This window comes from Bradyrhizobium diazoefficiens (genome assembly GCF_016616235.1).
In the GTDB taxonomy this organism is placed as follows: domain Bacteria; phylum Pseudomonadota; class Alphaproteobacteria; order Rhizobiales; family Xanthobacteraceae; genus Bradyrhizobium; species Bradyrhizobium diazoefficiens_H.
The window spans coordinates 2,564,772-2,582,233 of sequence record NZ_CP067100.1 but is presented as its reverse complement, the minus strand read 5'-3'; the positions used below and the strand labels follow the sequence as shown (position 1 = coordinate 2,582,233).

General features: G+C 59.7%; 10 protein-coding genes and 1 pseudogene. 1 reads left to right on the top strand and 10 read right to left on the bottom strand.

Features of this window, described 5'->3' with window-relative positions; all coding sequences use genetic code 11:
- Nucleotides 1–42 precede the first annotated feature (42 nt).
- The 5 genes from JJB99_RS12145 to JJB99_RS12125 all read right to left on the bottom strand — a co-directional run bounded on the left by JJB99_RS12145 (nt 43) and on the right by JJB99_RS12125 (nt 11,067).
- Nucleotides 43–5,910: an ATP-binding sensor histidine kinase gene (locus JJB99_RS12145; RefSeq protein ID WP_200500125.1), complete on the bottom strand. Its 5,868-nt coding sequence runs from the start codon at nt 5,908–5,910 to the stop codon at nt 43–45.
- A gap of 466 nt (nt 5,911–6,376) precedes the next feature.
- Nucleotides 6,377–8,758: a PAS domain S-box protein gene (locus JJB99_RS12140; protein ID WP_200498983.1), complete on the bottom strand. Its 2,382-nt coding sequence runs from the start codon at nt 8,756–8,758 to the stop codon at nt 6,377–6,379.
- 104 nt (nt 8,759–8,862) lie between these two features.
- Complete coding sequence (locus JJB99_RS12135; RefSeq protein WP_200498982.1) at nt 8,863–9,726, bottom strand: hypothetical protein; 864 nt, start codon at nt 9,724–9,726, stop codon at nt 8,863–8,865.
- A gap of 157 nt (nt 9,727–9,883) precedes the next feature.
- Entirely contained in the window at nt 9,884–10,249 is a 366-nt protein-coding gene (locus JJB99_RS12130; protein ID WP_246775214.1) for a response regulator transcription factor, read from the bottom strand.
- Nucleotides 10,250–10,401: 152 nt separating this feature from the next.
- A complete protein-coding gene (locus JJB99_RS12125; RefSeq protein ID WP_200498980.1) occupies nt 10,402–11,067 on the bottom strand; it encodes a response regulator transcription factor in 666 nt (221 codons plus the stop codon).
- A gap of 260 nt (nt 11,068–11,327) precedes the next feature.
- Here JJB99_RS12125 and JJB99_RS12120 point away from each other — a divergent pair, with 260 nt between their 5' ends.
- Complete coding sequence (locus JJB99_RS12120; RefSeq protein WP_200498979.1) at nt 11,328–13,475, top strand: PAS domain S-box protein; 2,148 nt, start codon at nt 11,328–11,330, stop codon at nt 13,473–13,475.
- Nucleotides 13,476–13,526: 51 nt separating this feature from the next.
- Here JJB99_RS12120 and JJB99_RS12115 read toward each other — a convergent pair whose 3' ends face one another.
- From JJB99_RS12115 to JJB99_RS12100, 5 genes and pseudogenes are all read right to left on the bottom strand, one after another.
- Nucleotides 13,527–14,579: a helix-turn-helix domain-containing protein gene (locus JJB99_RS12115; RefSeq protein WP_200498978.1), complete on the bottom strand. Its 1,053-nt coding sequence runs from the start codon at nt 14,577–14,579 to the stop codon at nt 13,527–13,529.
- A 303-nt stretch (nt 14,580–14,882) separates the two neighbouring features.
- The gene (locus JJB99_RS12110) at nt 14,883–15,449 is read right to left on the bottom strand and encodes a sensor histidine kinase (RefSeq protein ID WP_246775213.1); all 567 of its coding nucleotides are present in this window, start codon (nt 15,447–15,449) and stop codon (nt 14,883–14,885) included.
- Between the two features lie 114 nt (nt 15,450–15,563).
- A pseudogene (locus tag JJB99_RS36935) lies at nt 15,564–15,719 on the bottom strand (sensor histidine kinase); the annotation flags it as partial.
- 337 nt (nt 15,720–16,056) lie between these two features.
- Nucleotides 16,057–16,347: a PAS domain-containing protein gene (locus JJB99_RS36210; protein WP_246775211.1), complete on the bottom strand. Its 291-nt coding sequence runs from the start codon at nt 16,345–16,347 to the stop codon at nt 16,057–16,059.
- Between the two features lie 14 nt (nt 16,348–16,361).
- Nucleotides 16,362–17,258 (bottom strand): PAS domain-containing protein, encoded by an 897-nt coding sequence (locus JJB99_RS12100; RefSeq protein WP_200498976.1) that lies wholly within the window; start codon nt 17,256–17,258, stop codon nt 16,362–16,364.
- Nucleotides 17,259–17,462: the final 204 nt, after the last annotated feature.

Genomic DNA, 17,462 nt, shown 5'->3' with positions numbered 1-17,462 from the left:
CTCCCGCTTGCACGCGAGCACGCCAAAACGCGGCCACTACCGTCAGTGCACCGCGGGTAGCGTGAACTGAAAAATGGCGCCTCGGGGAACGTTCGCGCTCGCCCACAAACGTCCGCCGTGGGTCTCGACGATTGAACGGCAGATCGAGAGTCCCAGCCCCAAACCGCTCGGCTTGGTCGTGTAGAACGATTCGAAGAGACGATCGAGACCTGCTGATGCCAGCCCCGGACCGGAGTCACAAACAGCGACAAGCACGCCGCCTGAGTTGCCGGTCCCGCTGCTGATCAATATTTCGCGCGGCCCCTCGCCGATGCCACTCATGGCTTCGATCGCATTGATGATCAAATTCAAGAGCACCTGCTGCAGTTGGACCCTATCCCCCTCCACCAACGGCAGCCCGTCCGTGAGGTCTGTATGCACGGAGACGCTGTTCTTGGCCGTCTCGCCCCGGATGAGCTCAACGACCTCGCGAATTGCCGCATTGATCTCCCAGCGATCCCGCCGGGGTGGCGTCTTCTTGACCAGATCGCGGATGTGGCTGATGACCTCACCCGCACGATTTCCATCTCTCACGATGTCGTGGAGGATCTGTCGTACTTCGTCGATATCCATCATCGGGCCATCAAGAAAGCGCAATGCGGCCTGCGCATTGGTCATGGTCGCGGCGATCGGCTGCTTCACTTCGTGAGCAATGGAAGCCGTGAGATGTCCCATTGTCGCGACGCGGTTGGCGTGGGCCAATTCCATCTGCATTTCGCGATTTCGGCGATCGCTCTCGCGGGCTTCGGCTTCCGCACGCTTGCGCTCGGTAATGTGCCGACCGACGCCGCGGTACCCGGTAAAGCGTCCCGCCTCGTCGAAAACTGGCAGCCCCGAAACGGATACATAGCGCTTGCCGCCGTCGGGCGTGGGACGCGCGAGCTCGAAATCACGGAACGGCAGCTGGGCATCTAGCATCTCCCGATGCTTGCGCCACGCATCTTCATCAGGCTCCAAGTGGGGTACCTCCCAGCGCGTCTTGCCGAGTTCGGAGCCCGTCGCCGGCGCGTCGCTGACGCTTTCGGCGAATTCCTGGCGAATGAAGCGATGCTGCGCGTCGGTCTCCCAGTATGCGTCGAAGGAGAATTGCACGAGCGTGCGAAAACGCTCCTCGCTCCCGCGCAGCTCTTGCTCGGACCGTCTTCGCTCGGTCAGATCGAGCACGAATGCGACGAGCTGGTATCGTTCTTCATCAAACGCAGCCACGCCCACAAGAACGGGGACACGACTGCCATCTTTACGAAAATACTCCTTCTCGAAGGGCTTGATGGTCCCGGTACTGTCAAGTTCAGCAAGCGCCAATGCGGTGCGGTCGAGTGATTCGGGTGCTGTTAGATTCATCCATTGCACACGACCGGCGACGAGATCCTCGCGGCCATACCCGACGATCCTCAGAAACGCATCATTTGCCTCGATGATGCCACCATCCCGCGTTGAAACGCAGATTCCGATAATGTTGGCGTCAACCAAGCGCCGGATCTTCGCCTCGCGCAGCTCAAGGTCGCGGTACAGCCGCGTGTTTTCCAGCGAGACGGCCGCTTGCGAGGCCAGCAGCTTCAGTACTGCAATCCGGGCCGGCGCGAAGACGCGGGGCGCGAGGTTGTTTTCCAGATAGAGTACCCCGCTGAGCTTGGCCTGGTTGATCAAGGGCAGACAGAGAATGGAACGGGCCGTGCGCTGACGGATGTAGGGGTCCGCAAGAAACGAAGGTTGAATCGTAGCGTCGTCGATAATGACGCTCTCGCGGGTGCGCAGGACGTAGTGAAGAACCGTCTCCGGCAGCACAGATGCGGTTACGGCTGCATCGCGAATCTCAACGAGGATCGTCTCGCCCGAGGTCGTTGCTTCTGCCGCGATCCATTGCTCGGCCGCGCGTGACAGGATCAACAGGCCACGCTCGGCACCCGCTTGCGCGAGCGCGGTGCGCATGAGCGTATCGAGCATTTTCTCGAGAACGATCTCGCCCGAGACGGCCTGCGAAACCTTGATCACGGTCGTGAGGTCAAGGTGTTCGACCGGCGTCGCGATCGTGCCCGTCGGGGTAGGCACCGGCTCCTGCTTACCGAGCTGCGGATAGAGCTCGTCGAGCTGCCGGACCTTGCCGCCTGCTCCCCAACGCAGGAAGCAGTAGCGGGCGTCCTGTAAATACACACGGGAAATCTTCTCGAAACCACGCACCGCGTAAAACCGGGCGGCGAGTTCATTGGCGAGCGCCTCGGTATGTATAAATCCGTTGGCGCGCGCCGACTGAATTGCCTGTTCGTAGAGGTGCTCGGCATCCAGCTCGCGGCCCTCCAGGCGCGCCAGCTCGGCGCCCACGAGCGCTGCGCGGCTCTCGAAGTTCTCCGGGCAGTTCTCCGCCCAGACCTGGAGCTGCTTGTGATGTGCAGCCAGGGCTCCTAAGTGCTGTGCCCGTTCGTCGGCCGATGCGAAATCGCGGTAAGCGGCTTTGGCCAGCGCGCCGTAAAAGTGAAACTCGGCTTCCTCAAAGAACGAGGACGTGGTCCAAAGCAGCCGTTGCGCCTTCGATGCGGCATCGACGGCCGTCACGAAGTCGCCAGCTATATAGCGCGCCTGCAATTTTCGGATCCAGTACCAGCACGCAGCGAGCGCCAAGGCCGGATTGCGGGACAAATAGTCTTCGAACCGAAGTTCATCGAATTGGCCGTCGTCGAAGCAGCCAAACTCCGGCGTCAGGCCACGAAGCATCCGGATCAGCGCGACTTGCGGAATGATGTAGTCAATGACAGGGCCGAACCGCGCCTTTCCGGCGAAGGCGAGGCTATTTTCGGCTTCGCCTTGCGCCTCCAGCAGCGGTTCGCCGGCAAAGAGAAGGTCCGAGTTGAGATTGTTGCACGCGTAGCCCGCATACATGAGATCTCCGATCCGGTTCGCCGCCTCGAAAGCGCGGCGAAGCAGATCACGGCATTCCCGCACGTGTTTCATCCAGGGAACAACGTAAACCGAGAAGCAAAGATACGTGCTCGCCTCGAAACGTCTTAGCCGGCGGCGTTCGACGAGATCGTAGCCGAGTTGCCCAAAGCGAAATCCTGCCTCGTAGTCGCCGAAGCGCGGTCCGGCGATCCTAGCGAACCATACATATGTCAGACACGAAGCATCGCAGTTGCCGTGCTCGAGGCTGAGACCGACCGCCTTGCAGACGGAGAGGGAAGCCAAATTCGCGTCCGTAATCAAGGCTGACGGGAAGATCTTGCTCAGAACATCGACCGTCGCGAGAGACGCCAGGTCGGTCATCAAGGGCAGATCGATAAGTTCCTCAATCGCGCGGCTTCCGAGTTGTGACCAAATCTGCTCATACTCGCGGTGCGCTTCATCGTCCTGCGGATGGGGTGACCACTCGATCCCGACATGCCGGAGGTACTCCAGACAGACGAGCACCGCCCGGTCGCTCTGATCGAGGGCCGTGCAGACATCGATGCGCAAGCACGCGACGAGGGCTCGTTCGACCGTCGTTGTGGCCCGACTCGATAGCGCCGCCAATAGGCCATCTGCGGTGGTCAATTGGCCCGTCAAAAATTCGCATTCAGCCCGGTTCAGCTCCAGGGCGAAGGCAAGCTCATGCCTGCGCTCCCAGCCATCCTTCGCCAACAGAGCCAGACCGGCATTGAGATAGATGAGCGCTGAGTCGTAGGCGGTCGCCCCCTTCGCACGCCTGCCGGCGATCAGGTCGAGCGCGGCGAGCTCGTCCCGCTCCTCTTGTGCGGTGATCAGCGCGGCGCCGCGGTTGAGCTGACCAACGATCTCAAAGATCGCCTCCTCACGTCTCGCGGGAGGCGTTTGAGCGGCCAGCATACGACCTATCCGGAGATGTGCCTCGGCGCGCAATTGCTCCGGAATCGACGAATAGGCCGCCTCCTGGACCCGGTCATGGGCAAATTTGTAGGAGCCTTCGACACGCACAACTAACTCTAGGCGAGCCGCCGGCCACAGCGCTGCGTGCAGACGTTCCTCCGAGCTCCCGAGAACGGTCGAAAGCAGCGTGGTCGCGGCAACGTTGCCCAGGCAGGCGAATTGCTGCAAGGCCTGCTGAGTTTCGGCCGGCAGGCGCGTGAGCTTGGCCAACATGAGGTCCACGACATTGTCGGTGTAGCCTTTGGCGCGTATGCGATCGAGCTCCCAGCACCAAGTCGCCGCCTCATGATCGAAGCTAAGCAAGTCCTCTTCCGCCAGCGAATAAAGAAACTGAATTGCGTAAAACGGATTTCCGGCAGTCTTCAGGTATAGAAGTTCGGCGAAGTCTGCGGCGCGTACCGACTCACAGCGAAGGGCGTCCGCGATAAGCTGCTCAAGGTGCTCTCGGGCAAGCGGCACAAGCGCGATCTCCTCTATCTTCGCGCCTACTTGCTTCATTGCTTCAAGCTTTCGCTTAAGCTGGTGAGCGGCGTCGACCTCGTTGTCCCGGTAAGCGCCGATCAACATGAGGTGCTGCAGCTCCGATCGACCTAATAGATCCTCCAAGAGGTCGAGCGTCGCCGCGTCGAGCCACTGCAAATCGTCAAGAAACAGGGCCAGCGGATGTTCCGGTCGGGCAAACACGCCGATGAAGCGTCGGAACACCGACTGAAAGCGGCTCAGGGCCTGCTGTGGCGCCAGTTCAGGGACCGGCGGCGGATCACCGATGATGAGCTTCAGCTCGGGGATCAACTCGGTTATGAGCCCTGCATTCGGCTCCAGTGCCTCGAGAAACGCACCTCGCCAGCTCGCCACCTCGGAATCGCTCTTGCCGAGAAGAGGCCGCACAAGGCTTTGAAAAGCCTGCACCAGCGTCGAATACGGAATGTCGCGTTTGTACTGGTCGAACTTGCCGGCTGCGAAGAGCCCACGCGGCGGCACGAGCACCTTCTGCAGTTCATTGACGACGGAAGACTTGCCTATTCCGGAATAACCGGACACCAGCACCAATTCCGGCGCGCCGCTTTGGACGATGCGATCGAACGCTGCAACCAAGGTATCGACCTCGCGCTCCCGTCCGTACAGCTTCTCCGGAATCAACAGCCGGTCCGGCATATCGTGTTCGCACAGCGGAAAATCCTCAATGTGTCGAGCCCGGTCCCACATGCCGAGACAGCGTTGCAAATCACGCTCAAGACCAGCAGCCGTTTGGTAGCGATCTTCGGCGGTCTTGGCGAGCAGCTTCATGACGATCTGCGAGAGCGGAGCAGGAAGACTGTCCAGCCGCTCGCCCGGGGACACCGGCTTTCTGGCGATGTGACAGTGCACCCATTCCATTGGATCGGCGGCGGAAAATGGCAAGGCGCCGGTAAGCATCTGATAGAGCGTGACACCAAGCGAATAGAGATCGCTACGGGAATCGATAGAGCGGTTCATGCGTCCGGTCTGCTCAGGCGCCATATAGGCCAACGTGCCGGCGATAGTCTCAGGGGGATTGAGCGACTGCCGCTCGCGAGGAAGCCGTGAGGCGATGCCGAAACCAGTGAGCCGGACTTTGCCGATCGAGCGATCGACCATGATGTTGCTCGGCTTGATATCCTTGTGAACCAAGCCGCCCTGGTGAGCCTTGCCTAACGCTGCAGCGATTCCGATAGCGAGTTGCAGGAAGCTACCGATCTCCATGGGCGCACCGGTCAGCCGCTCGAGCGGCTCACCGCGGGAGTCGTCGAGCATCAACATGATTGAGGCGCTCTCGTGCAACAACTCCAGCGGCGGCACGGCCCAAGTCTCGTCGAGCTCATCCTTCAGTGCGCATTCATGAGCGAAGCGTGCGAGGATGCCGGGGGATGGATGCTCCCCAGCAGGCAGGACTACCAGCACAGCTCGCACCTTCCCATCGTCGCCCAGCCGCCACCCTCGACAGAATACGCGTTCCACGTCCTGCCAAAGGATTTCCAGACCCTTGTTGGCATCAGGGCCCAATCCAGAGTTTCGGGTCAGTTGGTCCAATGGGCGGATCTCCGGGCGTGCAGACGGTGGGGCGTTCAAGTTTCGTTAGAGTTGCCTTCGTGTCTCTTCAGCGCACGGTAAACGCATGGGCTGAGGTTCCCACTGGCCTCAACCACCTTGCGGCGACCCTGCGCACCGAAGCATCATCGTCGACGACCGAGAATCGGGACATTGCCCAGCGACTTACCTTCGTTCGAGGGAAGGCGACCGAGGTCGCACCCCGACCGTGATGCAGCCCGATTGTATGATACGATGGAATTTACGGGTGAGAATTATACCTGGGTATCGAGGGACCGGCAGCGGCGCATCTTGGGACTATGGGGTGGAGACATCGTCCGAGCATTGATCGCGAACCGAGGGCTGCCTAAGCGAGACGTCGCAGGCGCGCCTCGCGATACGATCGCGCGTAAGCACGTCAAGACACGGCCATTGCCGCCGGGACCGTGAACTGAAAAATGGCGCCTCGGGGAACGTTCGCGCTCGCCCACAAACGCCCGCCGTGGGCCTCAACGATCGAGCGGCAGATCGACAACCCCAGCCCCAAGCCGCTCGGCTTGGTCGTGTAGAACGTCTCGAAAAGACGATCGCGGCCTGCTGGCGTCAGTCCCGGACCCGAGTCACAAACAGTGACAAGTACGCCACCCGAGTCGGCAGTTCCGCTGCTGATCGACAATTCCCGCGGCCCCTCGCCGAGGCCATTCATGGCTTCGATCGCGTTGATGATCAAATTTAGGAGCACCTGCTGCAATTGGACTCTATCCCCTTCCACCGTCGGTAGCCCGTCCGCGAGATCGGTATGCACCGAGACGCTGTTCTTCGCCGCTTCGCCGCGAGCGAGCTCAATGACCTCGCTGATCGCGCCGTTCATTTGCCAGCGATCCCGCCGGGTCGGCGCCTTCTTGACGAGATCGCGGATCCGGCTGATGACCTCGCCGGCGCGACTCCCATCCTTGACGATGTCATTGAGGATCTGTCGCACTTCGTTCATATCCACACTAGGAGCGTCAAGAAAGCGCAACGCGGCTTGCGCGTTGGTTATTGTCGCGGCGATCGGCTGGTTCACCTCGTGGGCAATGGAGGCCGTGAGCCGTCCCATGGTCGCCACGCGGTTGGCGTGGGCCAATTCTACCTGCATCTCGCGGTGCCGCCGTTCGCTCTCGCGCGCTTCTGCCTCTGCCCGCTTGCGCTGCGTCAGATCGACAACGAAGACAACGCCCAGCGGAACGCCCAGATTGCTTCCATCGAAAAGCGTCGAGCCCACCAGCACGGGCACGCGGCTGCCGTCCTTACGGAAATACTCCTTCTCGTAGGGTTGGACCGTTTTTCCCGATCCTATTTCCGTCATCGTCTGTGCAGTTCGGTCTCGCCATTCCAGCGGCGTCATGTCAACCACATGCATCCGACTGGCAAGCAGATATTCGCGCCCGTATCCCACGATGCGGAGAAATTCGTCATTCGCTTCAATTATACGACCCTGGAGGTCCGCGACGAAGACCCCAATGATGTTGGCGTCGACCAGGCGCCGAATCTTGGCTTCGCGTTCCCGCAGAGCCTGCTCCGCGCGCTTGCGCTCCGTCAAATCGAGCACGAAAGCGACACCCTGATTTCCATCCTGTTCGAACGTCGCTGCTCCGATCAAGACGGGCACGCGCTCGCCATTTTTCCGAAAGTACTCCTTCTCGGTAGGCTGCAAAACCCCCGTCATCTTGTGCTCTCGGACCATCTGCGCGTCGCGGTCGCGCCATTCCGGTGGAGTTAGATTCGCCCAGCTCAGGCGGCCAGCCGCGAGGTCCTCGCGTTCGTAAGCCACCATTTGGAGAAACGCATCGTTAGCCTCCAGAATATTCCCTTCGAAATCCCACATGAAGATGCCAATGATGTTGGCGTCGACGAGGCGCCGGATCCGGGCTTCTCGCTCGCGTACAGTTGCCTCTGCCTGGCGGCGGGCGGCTAACTCTCGGGCAAGCTGGTCGTTGGTGTGATGGAAACTGCGATAAGCGAGCTGCAGATCATCAGACAACCTATTGAATGCAGTGACCAGTCGCTCCAGCTCATCCTCGTGCCGACGGGGTGGACGCTCCAATCGCAACGGCGACTGCGGTTCGCCGATGCGGTAATTGGCAACGAAATGGGCGATTGCGAATAGATGGCGGGTAACAAGGTAATGAAAGATACAAACGATAAATACGGACACCAAGAATGTCTTTGCCGCCTGTCTGAGCAAAATGATCAATGCCGTGTCGTACAGTCTCCGATATATGTCGGCAAGGGTTGCTTGGACATAGAGCGTGCCGATCACAGCGTTCCGGCCCTGCACATCGCGTCGCAGCGGATATTCTCGGATGATTGCTGATGGCGCGGAGAACTCGCCAAGCCTCATGTCAAACGCGTCGCCTATGTCGCCAGCCGCACGAACCTCAACGGCACGCATATCAGGAAATTGTAGAATTCCCGTGAGCTGCAGCCGCAACTGCTTTTCATCCAGCTCCCAGAGACTTTCAGTAAGGCTGCTCAGATTGCTCTTGCTGATCTGCTCCAGCCGCAACTCAAGGGCCGAGACGTCGTGTCTGTACTCAAAGTAGAGCTGAAGCACCGTCAGAATGAGCGTGACGCATCCGCTGAAGAGCAGAATACTGCCTAGCAGCCGCGGGCCCAGACTTTCACGCGTGAGGACCATCGACGGCAGGCGTCCGTGCAAATCGGCCGCGACTTTGCTGATGAACGCCAAATACTGCTTCGGCCGCGTGCCTGCGCCAGGCGTAGGCGGTTCGGGGGACGACTTGCCATTCAATGCCATGCCTGCCGCCTCCGTTCCGCCGACTCCCACCTGCAAACAAAAGATGACTGCTCGATTCTTCGCTCTCGCGTAACCAGAGAACCTGCTGGCACGATCGCGCTCATCTAGGGCATTTGCTCGGGATCGAACCACAGGTTCTTGCGGTTGAGCGGCACCCAACTTGGCAGGAACGGATTCTCCAGTTCGATCACGACCCGTTGGCGGAGATTGAGGTCCACCAGAAGCTTGCCGTAATGTTCGGTAAACAAGGCGTCGAAGCTGCCATCCGCGACCATGCGCTCGAGTCCGGCCGCGAGGCGGGTCGCTAGGCGGGGCGCGGACCTGCTGACATAGAAGACTTTGCAGAAAGGATAATGGATCAGGAGGTGCTGCTCGATTGCAAAATCGGGGAAGAACTGGGTGTAGGCTGAAAGACCGCGCGGGAACAGATCGAACCGACCGTCCAGCAGCATCGGGAACAGCGACTCGAAATTCGGTGCCGTTTCGACCGGAATGCGGTTGTACTCATAGATGGGCGTATCGGCCCAGCCACTTCCCTGCCCGACGCGTAGATGGCGCAGATCTTCAATACTCTGGATGCGAGAGAATCGCTCCTGGTTACGCTGATTGATCAGGGAGACCCTGTAGCTGAGCAGGCCCTTGTCGATCGGGAATGGTACGGGGATCATCTCCCGCTCGGGGACAGCTTGGCCGACACCTGCGGGGTAGAGGTTGACCAAGTCGCCCCCGACGGCCAATTGGATGGCGCGTGCGTTGGAGACATTTTCAGTGAACGGCTTCACCTCGTAAGCACCATAGTCGGGCCGCGTCCGCTCCAGCGCTCCATGCAAGAGCGCTAGTTCATAGCCGCTCATGGCCCAAGGCAGATTCTCTGCCTCGATCGGCCTCACGATATCGGCGGCGAACGCCGAAGGCGGCATAAAGGCCAGCATCAGCAAACCAATCAGCAGTCTCAACGCATCAATCACGAGGCGTGCTCCGAACATCGAACGCGCGGCGACGATTGATCATCCCGCGCTGATCCTCATTGAGTGGTCAGGGTGGGCGCGCCGCACGAATTGAAAGACAGCGCCCTTGAGCCGTTCGCAAGGGCCCAGAGTTGACGTGGCTGATTGTGCAATCTGATCAAGGGTTGTTCGGGCGGTCTTGGCGCATCGCCAGTGCCCGCTCCACACATTCGAGCAGCCGCGGCTCATCGAATGGCTTGCTCAAAAAATCGATCGCCCCAGCCCGCATCGCGCGTTCTCGAATCCGATCCTCCGGAAATGCCGTGATGAAGATCATCGGGGTGTTATGGCCGTTGGCAATCAGATACTCCTGCAGCTCAATGCCGCTCATACCGGGCATCTCCACGTCGGCAATGAGGCACGAGGTTTCAGGCAGTCGCGGCGACGACAGGAATTCCTTGGCCGAAGCAAACGCATGGGCTGAGAATCCCAGTGACCTCAACAATCTCGCGGTCGCGGTACGCACCGAAGCATCGTCGTCCACGACCGAAATTATGGGGCCATCAGTCACGCGACTTACCTTTGTTCGAGGGGAAGACGACCGAGATCGCACCCCCGATAGACGGCGCCGCCTGAGCGTATGATACGGCTGATTTGAGAGATGAGAACTATACTCGGGTATCGAAGGACCGTACCTCAGTGCTGGAGCGTCGGAGGCTTTACTCCAAGGGCTTCAGCCATCCTGACCAGATCGGCCACTGATCTGGCTTCCATCTTCTTCATGATATGGCTACGGTGCACTTTCACCGTGATTTCGCTCAGATTGATCTGAGCCGCGATTTGCTTGCTCATCAATCCGCTGGCGACCAGAGCCATGATCTCGCGCTCGCGAGCGGTTAGCGATGCGAAGTGCGCCCTCATGTCCGCGATCGCATGTTCATTTTCGCGGCGCCCCTTGTCGCGCTGGATTGCAGCGGCAACGGCATCCAGAAGGTCCTGGTCACGGAACGGCTTGGTGAGGAAATCGATGGCGCCGGCCTTCATGGCTCGCACCGACATCGGAATATCGCCGTGCCCCGTAATGAACACGACCGGAATAGGAAGCGCGGCATCTGCCAATCCGGCTTGGAAATCAAGGCCACTCAGCCCAGGCAGTCGGATATCGAGCACGAGACAAGCCGGAGCATCCGGCCGCTTAGCCTGCAAGAACTCCTGCGTCGACGCGAATACTTCAACCTTCAACTGGACCGAATAGAACAGCCGTGCGAGCGCCTCACGCATTGACGCATCGTCGTCGATGACGAAGACGGTCGGCTGGTCCGTGCTTCCAGCCGGCTTCGTTGATGAATTATGCTGCCTCATTCTGGTTCTTCACCATCTGGAGCCGGTCCCGATTAAAGCAAATCACAATACCTCAGCGGCTCGGCCGAGCTGAGGTCATATTGTAACGGAATCCGCTGGACAGGCAAATCCCGCACGCTCTGCCGCCTATCATTCGCCCCGCGCCTGCCAGGATGGCCCATCCCGGCCTTCCCGCGAGTTTAAACGAGCGGTATGGTTGCGGAATTTCCGCCTCCAAAGCGAAAGCTGTCAGGAGGCTTTGGTCTCGGTAACGATCGTTGATGACGCGTGATCCAGTCCAGGAGGTGCTGCGGTTGTTGGTCGGCGTCCTCGCGCTGGCAGCACTGACATGGCTATTTTTTTGGCTGAACCTGCGCCTGGTTTCCGCGGCGTTCACATACCTGATTCTCATTGTTCTGTTGTCACTCTCCGGCGGCCTGATTTCTCTCATCGTCCTATGCTTCGCTGCCGTTGCATCCCTCAACTACTTCTTTGCGCCCCCCATCTTCTCCTTTCGAGTTGATTATCCGGAAGACATCATCGCTTTGGCCGGGTTCCTGATCACCTCCCTGGTCATCACCGGCCTCGTAGGGAGGATGAGGGCGGGACGAGACCAACTGGTGCAGGTCCTGGACGGGTTGCCTGCGCTGGTTTGGAACATGTCCTCACACGGCACAGCTGATTTCTTCAATGATCGGTTCCTGAACTACACCGGCTTGTCCGCGCAGCAGTCGCGGGGCCCAGGCTGGCTGAATGCAGTGCATCCGGAAGATCGCGCCTGTGAGGAGTGGAGCACCGTGTTCGCGACTGGGAAGCCGTTCGAAAGAGAAATGCGCATTCGAAGCGCTGGCGGCGAATACCGTTGGTTCTTTGTCCGCCTGGTACCGATCTTTGGCGAGCAGAATAAGATATTGAGATGGTGCGCCAGCGCGGGCGACGTCCAGGAGCGCAGACGGGCGCTCGAGGCCTTGCGCGATAGCGAAGAACAGTGGCGCGCGGTTTTCGAGCACAATCCCACAATGTATTTCATGCTAGATGCGGCCGGTTCTGTGCTTTCGGTCAATCCTTATGGCGCCTGCCAGTTGGGCTACGACGTCAGCGATCTGACAGGCCGCCCCGTGCAGGAGGTGTTTCATGAAACTGATTGGCCGATAGTTCAGCGCAAGGCCGCCATGTGCATGGAACAGCTTGGTGAGCCGACAAGCTGGGAGGCGCGAAAACGGCGCAAAGACGGAACCATCCTGTGGGTACGCGAAACCGCCAAAGCGATGTTGATCAAGCAGCAGCCGGTGCTCTTGGTCGTCTGCGAGGATATCACCGATCGCAAGCGCGCCGAATATCTGGCTCAGCATGTCTTTGACACGCTACCAGACGTCGTGTCTGTGATCGACAAAGATTACCGCTACCGACAGTCCAATCGGGCACATCAGCGAGTTTGGGGATTAACGGCCGACACGCTCATCGGCCGGTACGTCGCTGACGCCATGGGGAGGGAGGCGTTCGACCAGCTGGCCAAACCGAATTTGGATCGGTGCTTTGCTGGAGAAGAGTTCCACATCAGTCAATGGTTCGATGGGCCCGCCGGTCGAAGATACTGGGTCGTAACCTATTCACCGCTCCAGCTCGAAACAGACGCGGTGGACAGCGCGCTTGTATTGGCCCGCGATCTGACGGATCACATGCTGGCCTCGGAAGCCGTACGGGACGCCCAGGCCCAACTGGCGCACGCGAACCGAGTGGCGACCGTCGGTCAACTAACCGCATCTGTTGCGCATGAGGTCAATCAGCCCGTTGGAGCGCTGGTCACGAACGCGCATGCCGCCTTGCGCCTGCTCCGCGCAACGCCTCCGGATCTGGAGCTGTCTTGCCAGGCGCTGGAGGACATTATCAAGGACGGGCGCAGGGTCAGCGATGTCATCAGCCGGATCCGCGCATTGGTCAAAAAGACGCCAGCGCAGATCGACAAGTTGGATATTAACGAGGTGATCATCGAGACGATCGCCCTGACCCGCGGCGAGATTATCAAGAACGGGATATCACTTGAGGCAGACCTTGCATCCGATTTGCCGTTCGTTCGCGGAGATCGGATTCAGCTGCAACAAGTCATCATGAATTTGGTGATGAATGCTGTCGAGGCCATGAGCAATGTCGACGACGACGGACGCGAATTGCAGATTAGCTCAGCAAGGGACCGAGAGGATGGCATCTCGCTCACAGTTCGCGACTCCGGTCCGACATTGCGCCCAGAAGCTCTGGACCGGTTCTTTGAGGCGTTCTACTCCACCAAAGCCAGCGGCATGGGCATCGGACTTTCCATCTGCCGTTCAATAGTTGAGGCACACGGCGGCCGCATTTGGGCCACCGCGAATGCTACTCGAGGCGTCACGCTTCATATCGTCCTGCCGGCATCGCGAGACTCTTCGCCTTGAGATGTTTTCGTGACCCCACAACCGTCCCCGGAGGACGTCTGGCTTGCCCATTCACCCTAAGCTGCGGCGGTATTGGGTGGGAGTGATCCCTGTCGTCTGCCGAAATGCTGACGAAAATGAGCTCGTCTCGCTGAACCCCAGCGCGAGCCCGATGTCAGTCACTGACTGTTCCGGATCTCCCAGCAAGGCCTTGGCGCGCTCGATACGGCGACTAATGTGATACCGGTGTGGTGGCATGCCGAATGATTGCTTGAATGCGCGGCAGAAATAGTAAGAGCTTAGACGAGCGAGCGCCGCCAGCGTCGCGAGCGAGATAGGTTCGGCCAGGTGTTCCTCCATATATCCTGTGACGGCGCGCTGCTGCCAGACAGCCAGCCCACCCCTCGCCAATGGTTTGCGGCGTGGCGAATGCTCGTTGTCCTGCATCAGCTCATGCGCAACGATCACCCCAAGCGCTTCACAATAGCGCTCGTTTTCGCAGCCTTCGTCGATTGCTGCTGTCAGCTTCGCGGCGGCATCCCACAGCCCGCGATGTTCGAACAATAGTCGAGGTGCAAGTCGAGCATCGGGTGACTCCGGATCGATGGCAGACATTTTGGCCGGATCAAGATAGAAGCAGGTCATACGACTGGGAACGCGCGGCTGCTGCCAGTCATGGTATTCGTGACCGGCGGGCACGAAGGTGAGCTTGCGCTTGAGCGTTCGCAGGTTCGAAGGCGGCAGAGTCCGAATGAAGGTCTCGCCGTGGTCACGAACGCCCTCTTCATGGACAAGCAGCAGATGGCACGGTGCACGGAATCGAAACTCGACCCTGTCATGGGCGACGCACCGGACGATCTCGACGGTGATCCCATCCCAGGCGATCGCCCGACGGCTGGCGACATGAGCAGGAAATATCTCAAGAGCGTGGCGACCGGCTTTATGCGTCCCGGCCTCAAGGGGCTGCTCACCGCGCCCGCCGCGCGGCAGATGATTGTTTTCGAGATGCGGATGATCGATGCGCCGCCGCGTCGTCTGTTCCTGATGCTGACGGTTGCTTAGGACGGAGACTTCGGAGAAGTCGGCGAGCCGCGCAGCGTTGACATCCATCGAGTAGGTCAGCATCGTTGCTCCCCTTGTGCGGGTCCATGAGGCCCCTGCTCCTCGACAGTCGTAGGGTTAGAACGGCGACCGCTCAATCGTAGCGAGGTTGACGCGATTGATTCGCTCGTTTCGGCCGCAGATACCCGGCGGTCGCAGCCCTCATACTTGGGTTGCCTGCGCTATACCTCGGTATGCAACGGAGTGACATGGTGGGCAACAGCGAGCCGATCGATGATCTCGCACAAACAAACGTGAGCACGCTGGCCAAATGGGGAGCGGCTATCTGCCTTCGACCGCCGGGATAGTAAACTGAAAGACGGCGCCCTAGAACGACTCGAAGACGCGATCGAGCATCGCTGGCGCCAGTCCCGGACCCGAGTCTCGCACAGTCACAAGCACGCCGCCCGACTCGGTTGTCCCGCTGCTGACCAGCAATTCCCGTGGTCCCTCGCCGAGGCCGCTCATGGCCTCGATCGCATTGATCACCAAGTTCAGGAGCACTTGTTGCAGTTGGACCCGGTCCCCATGAACGATTGGCAAGCCGTTCGCGAGTTCCGCGTGCATGGAGACGCTGTTCTTCACCGCCGCGCTACGGGTAAGTTCTATCAGTTCGCGAATGGCTTCGTTGACCTCCAAGCGATCCGGCCGGGGTGGCGCTTTTTTGATGAGATCCTGGATACGGCTGACGACCTCTCCTGCTCGATTGCCGTCTTTCAACATGTCGTTGAGTATCTGTCGTACTTCATCCAGATCCACCATCGGGGCGTCAAGAAAGCGCAATGCGGCTCGCGCATTGGCCACTGTCGCAGCGATCGGCTGCTTCACTTCATGGGCGATCGAGGCCGTTAGCTGCCCCATTGCTGCGACGCGGTTTGCGTGCGCCAATTCCATCTGCACCTCACGATATCGCCGCTCGCTCTCGCGCGCTTCGGCTTCAGCCTGCTTGCCCTCAGTAATGTCACGTGAAACCGAAAGCAGCTGCTCGGGCTGGCCGTCCGCATTGCAGATCGGGGTGGTGACGACATCCCACCAGCGCGGAGCCCCCTTCGCCGATGGACAGAACGCCTGAAATTTCCCAATTCCTCCAGCCCTTGCAGCGGCGACGGCTTCGCTGATCCTTGGGCGGTCTTCCGGTTGCCAGAAATCTATCCCAGCAGGCATTCACGTAGGTCTGGATATCGTCTATTTCGAGCAACTGCTGACCGCCGCTGCTCATGAACAGCAGGTTTGCATTCAGATCGAGCACCTTGATGCAGTCTCTACTGCTCTCGATGATTCTCCGCTTAAGCTCTTCGCTCGCGCGCAGCTCATCCTCGGCCCGTTTTCGCTCGGTTAGATCGAGTACGAAAGCAACACCTTGCCGTCCGCTTTCTTCGAAATCGGCCAGACCGATCAGGACGGGCACGCGGCTGCCGTCTTTCCTGAAAAACTCCTTCTCGAACGGGTGCAGGCGCCCGGTCCTCACGTACTCCGGGCCCCGTTGCACATCGCCTTCGAGTCATTCTTGCGGCATCAATTCCGTGCAACGCAAGCGGCCCGCGTCGAGATCTTCGCGGTCATATCCCATGATACGAAGAAACGCGTCATTGGCTTCGAGAATCGCACCTTCGGCCTCCCAGATGAAGATGCCGATGATATTGGCGTCTACTAGGCGCCGGATCTTGGCTTCGCGCACTGTGAGATCGCGGTCCAAGTGGGCACGTTGAATCGCAACCCCCGCCAGATGGGTGATCTGTTCTATGATCTCCTGATCGCGCAGGCTTGGGCTCCGCGGCTCGCTATAATACATGGCGAAGGTGCCAATCACCTGCCTTCTGAGGACATGATGGGCGTCGACCAGACGGCGCGCAGCGAAGGAAAGAGAGGCAGAACATCGCGAAGCTCGTCAAATGACGGGTCGGTCGTGATATCGGAAACGATGACTTGTCTGGCGAAATACGCCGCGGGCCCGCATGATCCGACCTTGGGTCCAACCGCGATTTTTCCCTCGACAGCCTCGACATAGGCTGGAGGAAGGCTCGGCTTCCCAACATGCCTCAGCCGGCCGTCCTCGACCAGAAGGATCGCAGTGAGCGCATCCCGAGTATGCTCTTCCACCAGCAGGCAGAGGCAATCGAGGATATAGGGAAGCGATTCCCCTTTGGCCACCATCTCGAGGATGCGATTCTCGCCGGCGAGCAGGGCCTCCGCCCGCTTGCGATCCTCGATGTCCGTCAGGATTTTATACCACCTCAGAATATTTCCTTGGTCGTCGCGGAGTGGGACAGCGCGCCCCAAGAACCAGCGGTATTCCCCATCGGCAGCGCAACGGAAACGCGCCTCACCTTCGAACGGTTCGCCGGTGGCCAAGGACTCACGAGATTTGTGCAAATATTGCTCAGCGTCTCCTGGATGAATTGCAGCCTCCCAGCCCGAACCCACGCTGTCCTGCGCAGGCAGGCCACAATATTCGGCCCAACGCCTATTCGCAAATGCGTTGGAGCCGTCAGGCAACATCGTCCAGGCCATCACCGGAATGGTTTCGATGATTTCGAAAAGCTGCTTGTCACCCGGGGGGCCTACGGCCTCCCCAGCACCATTCCGCTTTGTAGCGGCACCGTTCATATCGCGAAGTCGCGCCGCACCGCTCAAGTGCTGCCGGTGTTGGTCCATGTTGGTCAGATCGCGTTCTTCGACTTGGGAAGGCTCGCCGGTGGCCATCGCGTGTCAACCCCGCCGCGTCGCGTGTGACCGCGACCGCTCCCAACCAGCCTTGTTTTTCACCCATCGCAACAGATCGTACCCTTTGCGCCGGCCAGCGATAGCGAAACTCCGGTCGGTAGCGACCCGTCGCGAGTTCCCGCCAGCGCCGGGCTGGACGAGATAACCGAATTACCGCGGGAATCGGAGATGCCGTTCACACAA